The organism is Sutcliffiella horikoshii, assembly GCF_008180725.1.
Classification (GTDB): Bacteria; Bacillota; Bacilli; order Bacillales; family Bacillaceae_I; genus Sutcliffiella_A; species Sutcliffiella_A horikoshii_B.
In genome coordinates, this window is record NZ_VTEV01000006.1 from 1 (window position 1) to 16,955 (window position 16,955).

The 16,955-nt window shown below is 43.5% G+C and carries 18 protein-coding genes and 1 tRNA gene; 18 read left to right on the forward strand and 1 reads right to left on the reverse strand.

The features are described from left to right. The 17 genes from FZC76_RS15310 to FZC76_RS15390 all read left to right on the forward strand — a co-directional run. Window positions 1-233: IS3 family transposase (locus FZC76_RS15310; protein ID WP_148989062.1), on the forward strand; the 233-nt coding region annotated here is incomplete at its 5' end. 337 nt (window positions 234-570) lie between these two features. Next, window positions 571-1,755 carry an ATP phosphoribosyltransferase regulatory subunit gene (locus FZC76_RS15315; RefSeq protein WP_148989063.1) on the forward strand — a complete coding sequence of 395 codons (1,185 nt, stop codon included), beginning with the start codon at window positions 571-573 and terminating at the stop codon, window positions 1,753-1,755. Then, window positions 1,752-2,381 (forward strand): ATP phosphoribosyltransferase, encoded by a 630-nt coding sequence (gene hisG / locus FZC76_RS15320; protein WP_148989064.1) that lies wholly within the window; start codon window positions 1,752-1,754, stop codon window positions 2,379-2,381. Before FZC76_RS15315 ends, hisG begins: the two co-directional genes overlap by 4 nt. Window positions 2,382-2,386: 5 nt before the next feature. Beyond that, a complete protein-coding gene (hisD, locus tag FZC76_RS15325) occupies window positions 2,387-3,664 on the forward strand; it encodes a histidinol dehydrogenase (protein ID WP_148989331.1) in 1,278 nt (425 codons plus the stop codon). Window positions 3,665-3,676: 12 nt separating this feature from the next. Then, window positions 3,677-4,264, forward strand: coding sequence for an imidazoleglycerol-phosphate dehydratase HisB (hisB, locus tag FZC76_RS15330; protein WP_148989065.1), 588 nt, complete (start codon window positions 3,677-3,679; stop codon window positions 4,262-4,264). Window positions 4,265-4,267: 3 nt separating this feature from the next. Beyond that, complete coding sequence (gene hisH, locus FZC76_RS15335; RefSeq protein ID WP_148989066.1) at window positions 4,268-4,900, forward strand: imidazole glycerol phosphate synthase subunit HisH; 633 nt, start codon at window positions 4,268-4,270, stop codon at window positions 4,898-4,900. A 1-nt stretch (window position 4,901) separates the two neighbouring features. Then, window positions 4,902-5,630: a 1-(5-phosphoribosyl)-5-[(5-phosphoribosylamino)methylideneamino]imidazole-4-carboxamide isomerase gene (gene hisA / locus FZC76_RS15340; protein WP_148989067.1), complete on the forward strand. Its 729-nt coding sequence runs from the start codon at window positions 4,902-4,904 to the stop codon at window positions 5,628-5,630. After that, window positions 5,631-6,389: an imidazole glycerol phosphate synthase subunit HisF gene (gene hisF, locus FZC76_RS15345; protein ID WP_148989068.1), complete on the forward strand. Its 759-nt coding sequence runs from the start codon at window positions 5,631-5,633 to the stop codon at window positions 6,387-6,389. Further along, the gene (hisIE, locus tag FZC76_RS15350; protein ID WP_392396846.1) at window positions 6,386-7,042 is read left to right on the forward strand and encodes a bifunctional phosphoribosyl-AMP cyclohydrolase/phosphoribosyl-ATP diphosphatase HisIE; all 657 of its coding nucleotides are present in this window, start codon (window positions 6,386-6,388) and stop codon (window positions 7,040-7,042) included. Before hisF ends, hisIE begins: the two co-directional genes overlap by 4 nt. Before the next feature lie 465 nt (window positions 7,043-7,507). Then, window positions 7,508-8,935, forward strand: coding sequence for a tetratricopeptide repeat protein (locus FZC76_RS15355; protein WP_187442095.1), 1,428 nt, complete (start codon window positions 7,508-7,510; stop codon window positions 8,933-8,935). 83 nt (window positions 8,936-9,018) lie between these two features. Then, window positions 9,019-9,243 carry a hypothetical protein gene (locus tag FZC76_RS15360; protein ID WP_148989070.1) on the forward strand — a complete coding sequence of 75 codons (225 nt, stop codon included), beginning with the start codon at window positions 9,019-9,021 and terminating at the stop codon, window positions 9,241-9,243. Between the two features lie 484 nt (window positions 9,244-9,727). Beyond that, window positions 9,728-10,684: a thioredoxin-disulfide reductase gene (gene trxB, locus FZC76_RS15365; RefSeq protein ID WP_148989071.1), complete on the forward strand. Its 957-nt coding sequence runs from the start codon at window positions 9,728-9,730 to the stop codon at window positions 10,682-10,684. 806 nt (window positions 10,685-11,490) lie between these two features. Then, on the forward strand, window positions 11,491-11,949 hold the full coding sequence (locus tag FZC76_RS15370; RefSeq protein ID WP_060665399.1) for an 8-oxo-dGTP diphosphatase: 459 nt from the start codon (window positions 11,491-11,493) through the stop codon (window positions 11,947-11,949). A 27-nt stretch (window positions 11,950-11,976) separates the two neighbouring features. Next, entirely contained in the window at window positions 11,977-12,867 is an 891-nt protein-coding gene (gene rapZ, locus FZC76_RS15375; protein WP_148989072.1) for an RNase adapter RapZ, read from the forward strand. Beyond that, window positions 12,867-13,835: a gluconeogenesis factor YvcK family protein gene (locus FZC76_RS15380; protein ID WP_148989073.1), complete on the forward strand. Its 969-nt coding sequence runs from the start codon at window positions 12,867-12,869 to the stop codon at window positions 13,833-13,835. Before rapZ ends, FZC76_RS15380 begins: the two co-directional genes overlap by 1 nt. Before the next feature lie 87 nt (window positions 13,836-13,922). After that, window positions 13,923-14,867, forward strand: coding sequence for a DNA-binding protein WhiA (gene whiA / locus FZC76_RS15385; RefSeq protein WP_148989074.1), 945 nt, complete (start codon window positions 13,923-13,925; stop codon window positions 14,865-14,867). Window positions 14,868-14,939: 72 nt separating this feature from the next. Continuing rightward, window positions 14,940-15,197, forward strand: a complete 258-nt coding sequence (locus FZC76_RS15390; RefSeq protein ID WP_148989075.1) for an HPr family phosphocarrier protein — start codon at window positions 14,940-14,942, stop codon at window positions 15,195-15,197. Window positions 15,198-15,390: 193 nt separating this feature from the next. Here the strand turns inward: FZC76_RS15390 and clpP are convergent, their stop codons facing one another. Further along, complete coding sequence (gene clpP, locus FZC76_RS15395) at window positions 15,391-15,975, reverse strand: ATP-dependent Clp endopeptidase proteolytic subunit ClpP (protein ID WP_060665404.1); 585 nt, start codon at window positions 15,973-15,975, stop codon at window positions 15,391-15,393. Between the two features lie 343 nt (window positions 15,976-16,318). On the opposite strand from clpP, the gene FZC76_RS15400 reads away from it, so the two are divergent. Next, window positions 16,319-16,396, forward strand: a tRNA-Arg gene (locus tag FZC76_RS15400). Window positions 16,397-16,955 lie beyond the last annotated feature (559 nt).

Sequence of the window (16,955 nt, forward strand, 5' to 3'; positions counted from 1 at the left end):
ATAAAGCAAAGATGACTCATAGTATGTCCCGAGTGGGACGATGTATTGATAATGGACCAATAGAGTCTTTTTGGGGGACATTGAAATGCGAGAAGTATTATTTAGAGAAATATGAAACGTTTGAGGACCTTAAAGAGGCGATTGATGAGTACATTCATTTTTATAATCATGACCGTTATCAAAAACGATTAAACGGCCTTAGCCCTTTAGAATACAGGGCTAAGACAGCTTAGTCTTGTTTTATTATTTCGAGTGTCTACTTGACGGGGGGCAGTTCATACCCTGTATGAAGACCTGCCTAGCCAAAATTTTGAGCCGAAGAAGTCTTCATAACCGTTATTAAGCCCTTACAACAGTGAGGTCTTCATCAATTATTCAATCACTAATTCAATCAAGATGTCCAACATAACTAGCACTTTGTCTCCAAGGATAAAGTGCCTTTTTTTACCCAAAATAGAGGAAGACACAACCCGAACCGTTAATACTTGACCAAAAAGCTTCATTTTGTTAGTATGTTACCATATTAGCGAACTAAAGGATTTCAGATTATTATAAAAGGTGGGTATCCACATGTCAAAACTATTCATGTTTGAAAAACCACTAGGAATGCGGGACACGCTTCCTTCCTTATATGAAGCAAAACAGAACGTTAAAAACACGATGACAGCAGAAATTAGTCAATGGGGCTATCAGTTTATGGAGACCCCGACACTTGAATACTACGAGACGGTGGGTGAAGCATCCGCTATCCTCGATCAGCAACTTTTCAAGTTACTAGATCAGCAAGGACATACGCTCGTGTTAAGACCAGACATGACGGCACCGATTGCTAGGGTCGCGGCTTCCAGACTGTTAAATGAAGGTTATCCGCAACGTCTTGCATACTCGGCCAATGTTTTCCGCGCTCAACAAAATGAAGCGGGGCGACCAGCTGAATTTGAGCAAATAGGTGTGGAGTGCATTGGTGACCGTTCTATGAGTGCCGATGCCGAGATGATTGCTTTGCTTGTAGCACTTCTCAAAAACACAGGGTTATCAACTTTTACTGTCGCGATTGGTCATATCGGATTTTTGCAGGAGATATTTCTCGATATTGTCGGAAATGAAGAGCGGGCGGCAACCTTAAGAAGATACTTATATGAAAAAAATTACGTAGGGTATCGCGAGCATGTGAAAAACTTGCCGCTATCCTCCATCGATAAAAAACGCCTTCTAAATCTATTAACGTTAAGAGGAGATTCGTCCAACATTGAGCTAGCAAAAGAAGTGCTGGATGGAGAGGCGGGTAAAAAAGCGATACAAGAGCTTGAGCAGCTTTGGACGATGTTAGAAGCTTATGGTGTCGCAGAGTTTGTGAAACTGGATCTAAACATTGTCAGTCATATGAGTTATTACACAGGGATTGTGTTTGAAGCGTATGCAGGAAACATAGGCTTTCCGATTGGAAATGGCGGAAGATATGATAAGCTGTTCCAAAAATTCAACCGCGAGAAATCGGCAACAGGGTTCGGAATCCATTTAGACCGCCTTTTAGAAGCAAAAGGTGTGAAAAAGGCGGAAGTGCAGATACACGGAGTATTGTTCAGTCAAGAAAGAAGAGAAGAGGCAATCGCATTTGCCACTTCCAAAAGAGAAGCAGGGGAAAAAGTAATCCTTCAAGACATTGCAGGTGTGGAAAATGTAGATGCATGCACGGCGTCCTTCAGCGATGTAACCTTTTTTCTTGGAAAAGCTAGAAAGGAGAGCGAAGCATGAGCGTATTAACGATTGCGATGCCAAAAGGGAGAATTTTTGAAGAAGCGGCTCAGTTGCTTGTTCAAGCGGGTTATAAAATCCCTCCCGATCTAGAGAATTCTAGAAAGCTAATCATTGAAGTACCCGATGAAAACATGCGCTTTATTTTAGCAAAGCCGATGGATGTGACCACATATGTGGAGCATGGAGTGGCAGATGTCGGAATTGCGGGCAAGGACGTGATGTTAGAAGAAGAGCGCGATGTATATGAAGTGCTCGATCTTAAAATCAGTGAGTGCTACTTGGCGGTGGCAGGGCTGCCTGGAACAGAAATGAAAGATGTAGCTCCTAAAATTGCAACGAAATATCCTGGAATTGCTTCAAGCTATTATCGTGAACAAGGGGAGCAAGTGGAGATTGTAAAGCTGAACGGTTCTATTGAATTGGCACCGTTGATTGGGTTATCCGACCGAATTGTGGATATCGTATCCACCGGACGAACGCTTAAAGAGAATGGATTAGTGGAATTTGAGCGAATTGTGGATATCACGTCGCGATTGATTGTGAACCCTGTGAGTTACCGGTTAAAAGACAAGCAGATAGATGAACTTGTGGATAGATTAGCAGAGGTAGTTGGAGAGGTGTAAAAATGATGAAGATAAAAAAGGTGAGCGAATCGGTTTCGTTGCGCCGTTCGATTGATCAGGGAACACGAGAACAACGTGATGCAGTCTTACAAATCCTACAAACAGTCAAAGAACAAAGGGATAAAGCTCTGTTTTCATACACGGAAAAATGGGATGGTGCAACACTATCCACATTAAAAGTCACAAAAGAAGAAATCCAAGCAGCTTATCAACAACTTTCTCCACAAGTTATCAACATTATCCACAATGCAGCTGATAATATCCGCGATTTTCATCAAAAACAGGTAAAACAGTCGTGGTTATCCACAAAACCAGATGGCACGATTCTGGGACAACAAGTAACGGCACTCGATGCGGTTGGTGTTTACGTACCCGGTGGTAAAGCGGCCTATCCTTCGTCCGTGTTGATGAATGTCATACCGGCACAAGCGGCAGGAGTAGAGCGGATTGCGATGGTGAGTCCTCCTTCTGCAGATGGCACATTGCCTGCAGGGGTGCTCGTGGCAGCGGATATTCTAGGTGTGGATGAAATCTATAAAGTGGGTGGAGCACAAGCGGTCGCCGCCCTTGCCTACGGAACGGAAACAATTCAGGCTGTGGATAAAATCGTTGGACCTGGTAACATCTTTGTGGCACTTGCGAAAAAAGAAGTATATGGACTTGTGGATATCGACAGTATTGCCGGACCTAGTGAAATTGTGGTGCTGGCGGATGAGACGGCACGAGCTAACGAGATTGCGGCGGACTTATTATCTCAGGCAGAGCATGATGAACGGGCATCAAGCGTACTAGTTACTACTTCTAGATCACTTGCTGAAGAGGTTGCCCAAGAAGTAGAACATCAAATATCCACACTTCCGCGTGAGGCAATAGCACGAGCTTCAATTGAAGCATACGGCACTATTTTTGTAACGGATACGATGAAAGAAGCTCTTCGTGTGGTCAATGAGCTGGCACCAGAGCATTTGGAAGTGATGACAGCTGAGGCAATGAATCTTTTACCGTATATCAAACATGCCGGAGCTATTTTCCTAGGAAGATACAGTTCAGAGCCTGTTGGGGATTATTTTGCCGGGCCGAATCATGTGTTACCTACTAACGGCACAGCCCGCTTTTCCAGTGGATTATCTGTGGATGAATTTGTGAAAAAATCCAGTGTGATTATGTATAGTGAACAGGCTTTAAAAGAGAATGTGGATAAGATTGCGGCTTTTGCGCGATTAGAGGGCTTAGAAGCGCATGCCCGTGCGGTGGAATCGCGATTTACTAACAAGGAAAAGTGAGGAGACATACTGATGACACGAACAGCTAGTTTGGAGAGAAATACGAAAGAAACGCAAATACAGCTTTCTTTTACAATAGATGGAGAAGGTGCGGCAAAGCTTGAAACGCCTGTTCCTTTTATGACTCATATGCTGGATCTTTTTACAAAGCATGGCCAGTTTAATCTGGACTTGCAAGCAAATGGGGATGTGGATATTGATGATCACCACACCACGGAGGATATCGGGATTTGTCTAGGTCAGGCGTTAAAAGACGCTCTTGGGGATAAAGTGGGGATAAAACGATACGGAAACGCGTTTGTGCCAATGGATGAGGCGCTTGCACAAGTTGTTGTAGATCTAAGCAACCGTCCTCATCTTGAAATGAGAGCGGAATTCCCAAGTCAGAAGGTCGGCACATTTGATACCGAACTTGTGCATGAATTTTTATGGAAGCTTGCTTTAGAGGCTCGCATGAACCTTCACGTGATTGTCCATTATGGTACGAACACACACCACATTATTGAGGCAATATTCAAAGCGCTTGGTCGTGCACTGGACGAAGCAACGACGATTGATCCGCGAGTTAAAGGGGTACCATCGACGAAGGGAATGTTATAGAAGATGATTGGCATCATTGATTACGGAATGGGGAATTTGTATAGCGTGAGCAAGGCTTTAGAGCGGATGGATGTCAAGTATGTCATTTCTAATGACCGGGATGTCTTGTTTGAAACGGAAGGCCTTATCCTGCCAGGTGTAGGCTCGTTCCGTGACGCCATGTCTATTTTACAAGAAACAGGTCTTGATTCTTTTATAAAAGAAGAAGTAGCACGGGGGAAAAAGTTGCTTGGGATCTGTCTTGGCATGCAGCTGTTGTTTGAGGAAAGTGAAGAGAATGGCGTAACAGAGGGATTGTCTCTTTTAAAAGGCAAGGTGGAACGCTTTCCTGGAGTTACAGCGGAAGGTGCATCATACAAGGTACCACATATGGGTTGGAATAAGCTTGAATTTCAACAGGCATCCCCACTTTTAGAGGGTGTGCCAGAGGACTACGTTTATTTTGTTCATTCCTACTATGTAAAAGATTTTGCTGAAGCGGAACTATTGGCAAGCAGTACCTATGATGTGCAGGTGCCAGCTGTGGTGGGACGCGGGAATGTGTTTGGGACACAGTTTCACCCGGAAAAAAGCAGCCGTGTTGGTTTGGCAATCTTGAAAAATTTTGTGAACCTTGTAAAGGAAGAGGAGCGATAATATGAGTTTTACCATTTATCCGGCTATTGATATGCGCGGTGGAAAATGCGTGCGTCTGCTGCAAGGAGATTATAGTAAGGAAACGGTCTATGGTGATTCCCCGTTTGATATGGCAAAAACGTTTGTGGAGCAGGGTGCAGAGTGGATTCATATGGTGGACCTTGACGGTGCGAAGGCTGGTTCACCAGTCAATGACCGTTTTGTGTTGCAGGTGGCAAACGAGCTGCCGGCGAAAGTGCAGATTGGCGGGGGGATTCGTACTGCTGAGGACGTGGAGCGCTATTTAGAAAACGGTGTAGACCGGGTTATTTTAGGAAGTGCAGCAATTAATGATCCCGATTTTGTGAAGGCGATGCTAGTCAAATATGGTGCTAAGATTGCGATCGGACTTGATGCAAAGGATGGGTATGTGGCAACAGAAGGTTGGGTGGAAACATCTACTGTGAAAGCAACCGTGCTTGGAAAAGAGCTGGCGGATGCCGGAGCGGAAACTTTTATTTTTACAGACATCGCAACAGATGGCATGCTATCGGGGCCAAATGTCGATGCGACGGTAGAGCTTGCGCGTGTGACAGGTGCATCTGTCATTGCTTCTGGTGGAGTGAGTTCAGTGGATGATTTAATTGCGTTGAGAAAATTTGCGGACGATGGCGTAACTGGTTCCATTGTTGGAAAAGCAATATACACAGAGAAAATCAATCTCGCCAGTGCATTGGAAGAGGTGAAGTAAATGCTGACGAAACGTATCATCCCTTGTCTGGATGTAAAAGAAGGACGGGTGGTAAAGGGGGTTCAGTTTGTCGAACTTCGAGATGCGGGAGACCCGGTGGAGCTTGCGGCTTTTTACGATGAAGAAGGTGCGGATGAACTGGTATTCCTTGATATTTCTGCCTCCCATGAAGGTCGTGAAACGATGGTGGATGTGGTCGAACAGGTGGCTGCGAAATTGGCGATTCCGTTCACTGTCGGCGGTGGCATCAACTCTATTGATGACATGAAGCGGCTGTTGCGTGCAGGTGCGGATAAGGTTTCATTAAATACGGCGGCTTTGCTTAATCCTTACTTGATCCAAGCCGGAGCAGATTACTTTGGCTCACAATGCATCGTTGTCGCAATTGACGCTAAGTATGACGAGAACCTCGGTTCCTGGAGAGTGTTTACACATGGCGGACGCAGGGAAACGGATTGGGAAGTGGTGAAATGGGCTCAGGAAGCGGTGAAGTTGGGAGCAGGGGAGATATTATTGACGAGCATGGACAGTGACGGGGAGAAAAAAGGCTTTAATTTAGCGTTGACAAAAGCGGTGAGCGAGGCTGTCTCGGTGCCGGTTATCGCTTCTGGTGGAGCGGGTGAAGCGTCTCACTTTTTGGATGCATTTGAAGAAGGAGCGGCAGATGCAGCATTGGCAGCTTCCATTTTCCACTACAAAGAAACGAGTGTAAAAGAAGTGAAGAGTTATCTAAAGGAGAAAGGGGTGCAGGTTCGATGATCAATCTAGAAGCAGTCAAGTTTGATGAAAAAGGGCTTGTCCCGGCTATTGTGCAAGATGCTTCTACTAAAGAGGTGTTGACTCTAGCATATATGAACGGTGAGTCATTGGTGAAAACAGTCGAGACTAGGGAGACTTGGTTTTGGAGCCGTTCACGCGGTGAACTTTGGCACAAAGGGGCAACTTCGGGTAACACGCAGCGTGTGGTAGAGATGCGCTACGATTGTGATCAGGATGCGGTGCTTGTGCTGGTGGAGCCAAATGGTCCCGCATGCCATAAGGGGGAGGAGACTTGTTTTCATGAGGTGGTGCTTGGAGCGGAATCTGGTGTGGCAGGTAAAATTAGTGCCTCGGGTTCAGGGACAACATCGATTTTATCACGCTTAGAGTCTGTCATTGCATCCCGTGCTGTGGATAAGCCAGAAGGCTCATATACTACTTATCTTTTTGAAGAAGGTGTGGATAAGATTCTGAAGAAGGTTGGCGAGGAAGCGGCAGAAGTAATCATCGCTGCGAAAAACCGTGACCGGGGTGAGCTTACTTGGGAGGTTGCCGACCTTTTTTTCCATGTGATGGTGTTGTTGCGTGAGCAGGACGTGAGCTTGGAGGAAGTATTGGCGGTGTTGGAGGAACGGCATGCGAAAAAGCAATAGAACCTTTAAGGTGCACTTTCTTGGTTGCTTTCGGGCAACTTTGAAGGTGTCTTTTTATTCGGATTAGGCTTTTTTCGCATGAAGAAAGCAGGTATTTCTAACGGTATGTCTAATAGAAGCGTTCTATAGGACCKAACATGGTGGGAAATYCAAYGAAATGTCTAATAGAAGCGTTCTATWSGACCAAACAKAGTGRGGAATCCAATGAAATGTCTAATAGAAGTGCTCTATAGGACCGAACATGGTGGGGAATCCAATGAAATGTCTAATAGAAGTGCACTATAGGACCGAACATGGTGGGAAATTCAATGAAATGTCTAATAGAAGCGTTCTATTCGACCAAACATAGTGRGGAATCCAAYGAAWTGTCTAATAGAAGTGCACACATCAAAATTTCCCACCTATTCTTTCCAACCCCTCTTATGTTATACTACGAACGGTAAGTAAGTATGTATGGAGGCTATAATGGGAAAAAATCCGAATGTGAAACAAGTTGCGAAGATCATCCCATTTGCGCAGAATGGCGATTATTTTTATCAAAAGGGAATCCGTGCTTATCGGAAGCGGGATTTATATAAGGCAAGAAAATGGCTCCAACGTGCGGAGGCGATGAAACCTAGTGATGCATCTATCATGTGTCAGCTGGCGATTGTGCTTACCGAGCTAGGAGACTATCAGCGTTCTAATGAACTTTTAGAAGATATTATTGAAGATTTGGCACCGGACATGCATGATTGTCATTATTTTTTGGCTAACAACTATGCTTACTTGGGGTTATTCCAAGAGGCAAGAAAGCATGCTGAGGAATATTTAACGATGGAGCCAGACGGGGAATTTGTCGAGGATACCGAGGATTTGATCGACCTTTTGGAAATTGAGGTGGATGAAGCGGAAGAATATGTGGATGGTCAGGACCACCTCATTGTCATGCAGGAAAATGCAAGAGGCTTGCTTGAAAAAGGGGAACTTGATGAAGCATTAGAGCTTCTCGAACAGATTATTCAAGAGTATCCACAATTCTGGTCGGCGTATAATAATCTGGCTTTAGCTTACTTCTACAAAGGGAATTTAGCAGAAGCTCGGGATGTCCTGGAGGAAGTGCTGGAAAAGAACCCAGGAAACTTGCATGCGCTTTGTAACTTGCTTGTCTTTTTCCATTACGAAAATAATGTGAAGGAAATGAACAAGCTAGCAAATCGACTTGAGAAAGTGACACCTATATTGGTGGAACACCGTTATAAGCTTGGAGCGACTTTTGGATTGATTGGTCGACACGAGTTGTCCTATAAGTGGTTGCGTTCTTTGCAGAAAAACGGTTTTCAAGGAGATGCGACGTTTTATTTCTGGCTTGCAAGTGCAGCATATCAAACGGAACGCTTTACAGTTGCGGAACAGGCGTGGTCAAAAGTGCTTGAAATGAATCCTGAAAAGGCCGGAACGGAGCCTTGGAATCAACTGGAGGATAAAACGGTTGAGGAAGAAGAAGCGGAACAGCTTTTTCATATTTTCCAATCGAGTACTTCTAGCAAGACTACAGTCAAAAATGTACTTGAACAATCCTTCGTCACGTCAACAGTCCGTGAATTTGCCATGTTTGCCTTATTGAAACGTAAAGATGTGCCGGTAAATGTCGTGAATGGGTATGAAATTGCATCACTATTAAATACAAAACAAGCTGATATGATTGTAAAAGAATGGTTTGATTTATATGCAAGAGCATTAAAACAAGCTGTTACTTTTACGAACGCACCAGCATGGGCAGCAGCATTCGCTTACGTCTGGAGCAAAGGAAACGGCTACGCTGTGACACAGAAAGAGTTAGTGGAAACATATGAGGTTTCCGCAAGCACGCTAAGAAAATATATTAAAAAGGTAGAAGATCTACTTTCTTAAAACCGGGCAGGGGTGGTGCTCGGTTTTTTTGTGTTGTTAGACCTCGATTTTGGAAAAAATGGTAAAATAGTGTTGGGGTGATAATGATGAGAAAATACATATTATTGGTGCTTTCATTGATTATGATTGCTCTTCCTTTATATGCAATACATCTTGAAAATAAACCTCGAGTGGGTCCGATTGGAAACGGTCCTGCTCCGACTCCTTGGTTTTTGGTAACTTCGATCGTCTTATGTGGTATCGCTTTTTTAGGGTTGAGCATAATCATGTTCATAAAGGGTAGTAAGGGGAAAAACGGAACGCAGTGAACCAGGGAGCGGGTAGAAATAGAAGGAACATTGTCCTCATAGGGTGTCAATGAAGCCCTGAGCTGCTGAAAGAGAGGGAACATAGTCCTCATAGGTTGCCAATGAAGCCTTGAGTCGCTGAAAAAGAGGGAACATTGTCCTCATAGGGTGTCAATGAAGCCCTGAGCAGGTGAAAAAGAGGAAACATTGTCTTCATAGGTTGCCAATGAAGCCCCTGAGCCGACTAAAAAGAGAAACATTGTCCTCATACAGTGTCAATGGATCCCAGACCCTACGAAATAGTGAATACATTGTCCTCATAGCTTTCGAAAAGTCAAAAAAACTACACCAAACTCCCCATGAGCAAAAAATTGGACGGACAACCACCCTGTTATATAGGATAGTAACTGGGAATACTTTTTAAGGTATTCTGTAATTATATATCAAAATCGATGAAAATAGGGTTATCATAAAATGCAGCAAATGAGTTAAAGGAGTGGGCAACATGACAGAAGAAAAAATTTATGATGTGATTATTATAGGAGCTGGACCTGCGGGAATGACATCTGCGGTTTATACATCACGTGCGAATTTAAGCACATTGATGATCGAGCGCGGAATGCCTGGCGGGCAGATGGCGAACACAGAGGAAGTAGAAAACTACCCTGGTTTCGATCATATCCTTGGACCTGAGCTATCAACCAAAATGTTTGAGCATGCGAAGAAATTCGGTGCTGAATATGCATATGGTGACGTAAAAGAAGTAATCGATGGAAAAGAATATAAAACTGTGAACGCTGGAAGCAAGTCTTACAAAGGCCGTACGGTCATTATTTCAAGTGGTGCGGAGTACAAAAAAATCGGTGCGCCTGGAGAGAAAGAGCTTGGCGGACGCGGGGTTTCCTACTGTGCAGTATGTGACGGAGCGTTTTTCAAAAATAAAGAATTAGTAGTAGTAGGTGGAGGAGACTCTGCTGTAGAAGAGGGTGTGTACCTCACTCGCTTTGCATCCAAAGTGACGATCGTTCACCGTCGTGATGAACTTCGTGCACAAAAAATCCTTCAGCAACGTGCTTTCGATAACGACAAAATTGACTTCATCTGGAGTCATACTATCAAAGAAATTAACGAAAAAGACGGCAAGGTTGGCAGTGTGACACTTGTCAGCACGAAAGATGGAGAAGAGCAAGAATTCCAAACAGACGGGGTATTCATCTATGTGGGTATGCTTCCTCTGACAAAACCGTTCTTGAATCTTGGGATCACAAATGACATGGGTTACATTGAAACAAATGAGCGCATGGAAACGAAAATCCCTGGTATTTTCGCAGCAGGAGATATCCGTGAGAAAACTTTACGCCAAATTGTTACGGCAACAGGTGACGGAAGCATCGCGGCTCAAAGTGCACAACATTATGTAGAAGAGCTAGTGGAAGAACTTAAGGCAAACGCAGCGAAATAATGGGCTAAAGGTTTGGAGTGCTAGGTATGTCGAACTATAAAAAAGCATGTCGAAATCTTCCTTTAACCAAAACGTAATTGCGCCTTAACGCATCTGTAACAGCTTTGAAACAATAATCGGTTATTATATAAATAGTAATTGACCCCCTTTTATAAATATAGTGGATGACACGGGTTCCCTTTTTCCCGTGTCCTTTTTTTATGTCTTTTTTTCGTGTATCTGAGGGCGGCTAATTTTATATAGCGAAGTGAATTGTATTGAAGTGGGTAGGTCGAATAAAAGCGTTCTATAAGCTCGAAGCAAGTAATTTTCATGTGGAAAGGTCAGAAGCCCAATATACGCCTGAAGTAAGTGAACTCCAAACGGAAAAATTCTTTAAAATCAATTTTTTACAATGCCCCCTCAAACCCCTACGCCCATTACAGCTTGTTTACTATACCAAATACAGCTATGATATACTTAAAAAGTAAAGCGTTTACACGCATTAAACCGGAAACTGGAATCGATACCTGTAAGAAATCCTGACACACAGTTTGCTAATTTGTAGAACTTTACTGTGTCTTAATCAATACTTTTGCTGTAAAATAAAAATGATACACTTGGCTAGTTTTAAATTTCATACAAATTTACCTATAGATTGTAGTGCATGGTGTGAGACTCCTGAGGGAGACAGCGGTAGGTTGAGACCCCTGAAGCGTTGTGAGGAGGCTCAAGCACCGCCCCTAGGAAAGCGAACACCAGGAACGGAAATCTATAGGAGTTATTAGAAAAAACACAACCAGCCAAGCTCAAAAGGGGTTGTAACCATGCAAAGAGTAACAAATTGTGTGCTAGTGAAAGATGACCAAGTGCTACTATTGCAAAAGCCGCGTCGTGGATGGTGGGTTGCACCTGGTGGAAAAATGGAACACGGTGAATCTGTAAAGGATTCCGTAGTGCGCGAATATCGCGAAGAAACTGGTATTTACTTAAAAAATCCTGCCCTTAAGGGTGTTTTTACATTTGTAATAAAAGAAGGCAAGGATATTGTATCTGAATGGATGATGTTCACATTCCTTGCAACGGAGTACGACGGTCAGAATGTTAAGGAATCAGAAGAAGGGATAATTGAGTGGCATAAGCAGGAAGACATCGCAAAACTTCCGATGGCACCTGGGGATTTCCATATTCTCGATTACCTTATTAAAGGATCTGGCATGATTTTTGGGACATTTACTTATACGCCGGACTTTGAACTGTTGTCCTACCGACTTGATCCAAACTGATTAGACAAAAAAAGGGAGTGAAGAAACATGAGTACAGGTACGAGCAGTGATGTAGAATTAGTCATTATCACTGGTATGAGTGGAGCAGGAAAAACAGTGGCCATTCAGAGTCTAGAGGATCTGGGGTTTTTCTGTGTTGATAATCTGCCGCCGACTTTGCTTCCAAAATTTTTGGAGCTGATGGAAGAGTCGGGCAATAAAATGAATAAAGTGGCGTTAGTAATGGATTTACGCGGACGTGAATTTTTCGACAGTCTGTTTGAAGCGCTGGATGATATTTCTGAATTGTCTTGGGTAACTCCGCAAATTTTATTCCTTGATGCGAAGGATTCTGTTCTTGTTACACGTTATAAAGAAACAAGAAGAGCGCATCCTTTGGCGAAATCAGGTCTGCCGCTTGAAGGGATCGAACATGAACGCGAGTTGTTAGAAGAGCTAAAGGGCCGTGCCCAACTGATCTTGGACACTTCCAACTTAAAGCCACGTGAACTTAGAGAGAAAATCCTCAAACAATTTGCCACACACTCCAAACAAACTTTTAAATTGAATGTCGTTTCCTTCGGCTTTAAATATGGACTTCCTATTGATGCAGATCTTGTGTTTGATGTTCGCTTCTTACCAAATCCCCATTATATTGACCATATGAGACCGATGACAGGGCTTGATGAAGAGGTTTCGTCCTATGTGTTGAAGTGGTCGGAAACACAGAAATTTGTGGAAAAGCTTACGGATTTGTTGACCTTTATGCTTCCTTACTATAAGCGAGAAGGGAAGAGTCAGCTAGTCCTTGCAATTGGGTGTACGGGAGGGCAGCATCGTTCTGTGACTTTAGCTGAGTATTTTGCCAAGCATTTCAAGGACGAGTATGATACACTCCTAACACACCGAGATATTGAGAAACGAAAGGGTAAACACTGATGAGACGTCAAAAAGTACCTAAGATTGTCATCATAGGTGGGGGAACCGGGCTACCTGTTTTACTAAGGGGCCTGAAGCACTATGATGTGGATATAACTGCAGTGGTCACAGTTGCCGACGATGGAGGAAGCTCTGGGAGATTGCGTGATGAACTGCACATTCCACCTCCTGGAGATGTCCGAAACGTGCTTGCCGCATTATCGGATGTGGAGCCTTTGATTGAGGATCTCTTCCAGCATCGTTTTGCAACTGGCAACGGACTTTCAGGCCACTCACTCGGTAATCTCTTGCTTGCAGCGATGACCACCATCACAGGTGACTTTGTCCATGCCATTCGTGAGATGAGCAAGGTGTTGAACGTTCGAGGGAAGGTTTTGCCTGCCGCCAACCAAAGTGTTATTTTACATGCGGAAATGGAAGACGGATCCATTGTTACCGGGGAATCCAAGATCCCGGCCAACGGACAGAAAATAAAGCGGGTGTTTCTTACCCCCGATAAAGTGGAGCCTTTGCAGGAATCAGTTGACGAGATAGAAAAAGCCGATTTAATCATTGTCGGACCTGGAAGTCTCTACACAAGCATCTTGCCAAATCTGCTTGTTCCGAAAATAGGAGAGGCTGTGTGTAACGCACACGCCAAAAAAGTGTATATATGCAATGTTATGACGCAAGCAGGTGAAACGCTTGAATACACGGCAAGTGATCATGTCAAGGCACTTTATGACCATCTAGGTTGCCGCTTCATGGATACCATTCTTGTTAATGAAGAAGATATTCCTGAAGATATCGCCATTCGCTATAAAAAAGAACTCGCTACACCTGTAGTGTATGATATTGCTGCTTTATCTAATTTGGGACTTGAAATAGTTCATGATAAAATCATCCGATACGAAGATGGAGTGATCCGTCATGACACCCAGAAGGTAGCGGCATTATTGTACTCCATGATAAAACTGGACGAAAATTAAATGCAAACGGATGCATTGCTGGTGCTAAGGGGATAATGTTCGAACACCTCGGCTACACCTAGTAAATTCACAATGGAGGTGAAACCAATGTCCTACGCTTCTGAAACGAAAAAAGAATTAACGACCATAGAAACAAAAGATTGTTGCGTCAAGGCGGAACTTGCGGCACTGATCCGAATGAACGGTTCATTGTCTTTTTCCAATCGCAAACTGATTTTGGATATTCAAACTGAAAATGCTGCCATTGCCCGCAGAATCTATACGTTAACAAAAAGGATTTATGATGTGCGTGTCGAATTGCTTGTACGAAAGAAGATGAGATTAAAGAAGAATAACGTCTATATCGTTCGTTATGCCGAGCAAGCACATTATATTTTGGATGAATTGAAAATCTTGAAGGATGGCTTCACCTTCGTTCGTGACATTTCAGAAGAGCTGATCAGCAAAAAATGCTGCAAGCGATCTTATTTGCGAGGGGCCTTTTTGGCAGGAGGTTCGGTGAATAATCCGGAAACGTCATCCTATCACCTTGAAATCTTTTCTCTCTATCATGAACATAACGAATCTTTATGTGAACTGATGAATATGTTTCACTTAAACAGTAAAACATTGGAGCGGAAAAAGGGCTATATCACATACCTGAAAGAGGCCGAAAAGATTGCAGAATTTTTAAGCATCATCGGTGCCCATCAGGCTTTACTGAAGTTCGAGGACATCCGAATTGTGCGTGATATGCGTAACTCGGTTAATCGCCTTGTGAACTGTGAAACTGCCAACCTTAATAAAACGATTGGTGCTGCGATCCGTCAGGTGGAGAATATCCGTTTCATTGATAGCACGGTCGGCCTTGGTATTTTGCCTGACAAGCTTCGTGAAATCGCGGAACTGCGCGTCACCTACCAAGATGTAACGTTGAAAGAGCTTGGCGAAATGGTATCGAGCGGTACCATCAGCAAATCCGGTATCAATCACCGACTACGGAAAATAGATGAGATTGCCGATAAACTACGAGCAGGGGAATCTGTTAAATAAGACTGGAGAGAGTCACTTGGTTTCGAGCTGACTCCAACCAGCAACTATACATTAGATAGAGGAGGAATAATAATGGTACAAAAACAAGTGGATGTTCGATTGAAAACTGGATTACAAGCACGCCCGGCAGCACTTTTCGTACAAGAAGCCAACCGCTTCTCAAGTGAGGTTTTCTTAGAAAAAGACGGGAAAAAGGTAAATGCGAAAAGTATTATGGGCTTGATGAGCTTAGCTATCAGCACGGGTGCTACGATTACATTGATTGCTGATGGTCATGATGAAGAGGATGCGATTGCTGCTTTAGCAGAGTACGTACAACAAGAGAGCTAAAAAACCGGGTCTCCCTTGTTGGGAAGCCCGGTTTTTGTTTTTATATGTCTGTTACAACTCGCTGTTGTTTTCCGCAAAAGGCTTCGCTTTCCGCGGGGCGACCTTGAGCCTCCTCACTTCGTTGCGGGGTCTCAACATTGCCGCTACTTTCCCGCAGGAGTCTACGTTTTGCTCCAATCAACAGCTAAATGTATTAGTTATTGTTACGGATTACTTTGTCGATTAGTCCGTACTCAAGTGCACGGTCAGCTGTCATGAAGTTGTCGCGGTCTGTGTCGCGGGAAATCACTTCAATTGGCTGGCCAGTTTGCTCGGATAGGATGGTGTTCAGTTTTTCGCGTAGGAACAAGATGCGTTTAGCAGCAATCTCGATTTCCGTTGCTTGACCTTGTGCTCCACCAAGTGGTTGGTGAATCATCACTTCACTGTTAGGCAGCGCGAAACGCTTGCCTTTCGCACCAGCTGCAAGCAAGAATGCTCCCATGGAAGCCGCCATACCTACACACATTGTGCTAACATTCGGCTTAATAAAGTTCATAGTATCGTAGATAGCCATACCAGCTGTGATGGAACCACCCGGGCTGTTGATATAAAGAGAGATATCTTTATCAGGATCTTCCGCTGCCAAGAATAGAAGCTGAGACACAATGGAGTTAGCCACATTGTCATCAATCGCACTTCCAAGCATGATGATACGGTCCTTTAATAGACGGGAGTAAATATCGTACGCGCGCTCCCCACGACTTGTTTGTTCAATAACTGTAGGAATTAAGTTCATCTCACTTTTCCTCCTTAAAATTTAAGTTTCTATCGACATAGGCTCCTATGTAAAAATGGGAAAACCTTCAGCGAACCTATACCAATTAGTAAGTATTACTAAATCTTTATGTACTTTTATCATACATACAAGGTCAAGAATGGTCAAATAAAAACCATCGCAAATACCCCCATTTTTCCCCATGTAATAATCATATCCAGTATGGGTTAGGATTAAACTTCAAACTGTGATACCGAACTGTTTATACTAAAAGTTAATTCCTCTGCTGATGCGACTTCCTATTGCCCGACTCTCGACAATTGGTGTATAATTTGGTATATTAGTAAAGTTCCATTTGCAGCGTGCGCTCGTAGCTCAGGGGATAGAGCGGTGGTTTCCGGTACCGCGTCATGCGGGGGTTCGAATCCCTCCGAGCGCGCCATTATTAATTGGAAAAACTTACGTTTGAAATGTAATCTTGAAACATGCTATAGTATTACTTGTAACGGACAAGCGCCGTTATCTCATATTATCTACTCACCCAGTGTCGGCACACTGGGTTTTTATTTTGTTTAAAAGGCATCCCAGCTTTATGAAGGGATGCCTTTTGTTCTTTTCATTTCAGGTTAATGGGAACGGAAAGTATTTTTGCAGTTATGGATCAAATAATTGGATAACGGAAAATAAATGACCCGTAACGGAAAATAAAATAGCAAAACGGAAAATATTTTAGACCTAACGGAAAATAAACATCCTCTCTCCCACTTTGCTAGGAAATCCCACTCCAAACTTCAGCAAAAATTCACTCAAAACTAAGTATGACAACCCAAACATCATAATAAAATAGAATAATCAGCTAGCACCGTCAGCTTAAAGCGCACCCTTCGACATAAGTGGAGAAAATCCTGCCGGGGTCTGACCCCAAAAGGTGAATTAAAGGAAGATTTAAAAAGCTTACAAGTTCCCAAAAGTCATGTAGAATATAGGTAGAGACAGTTTTT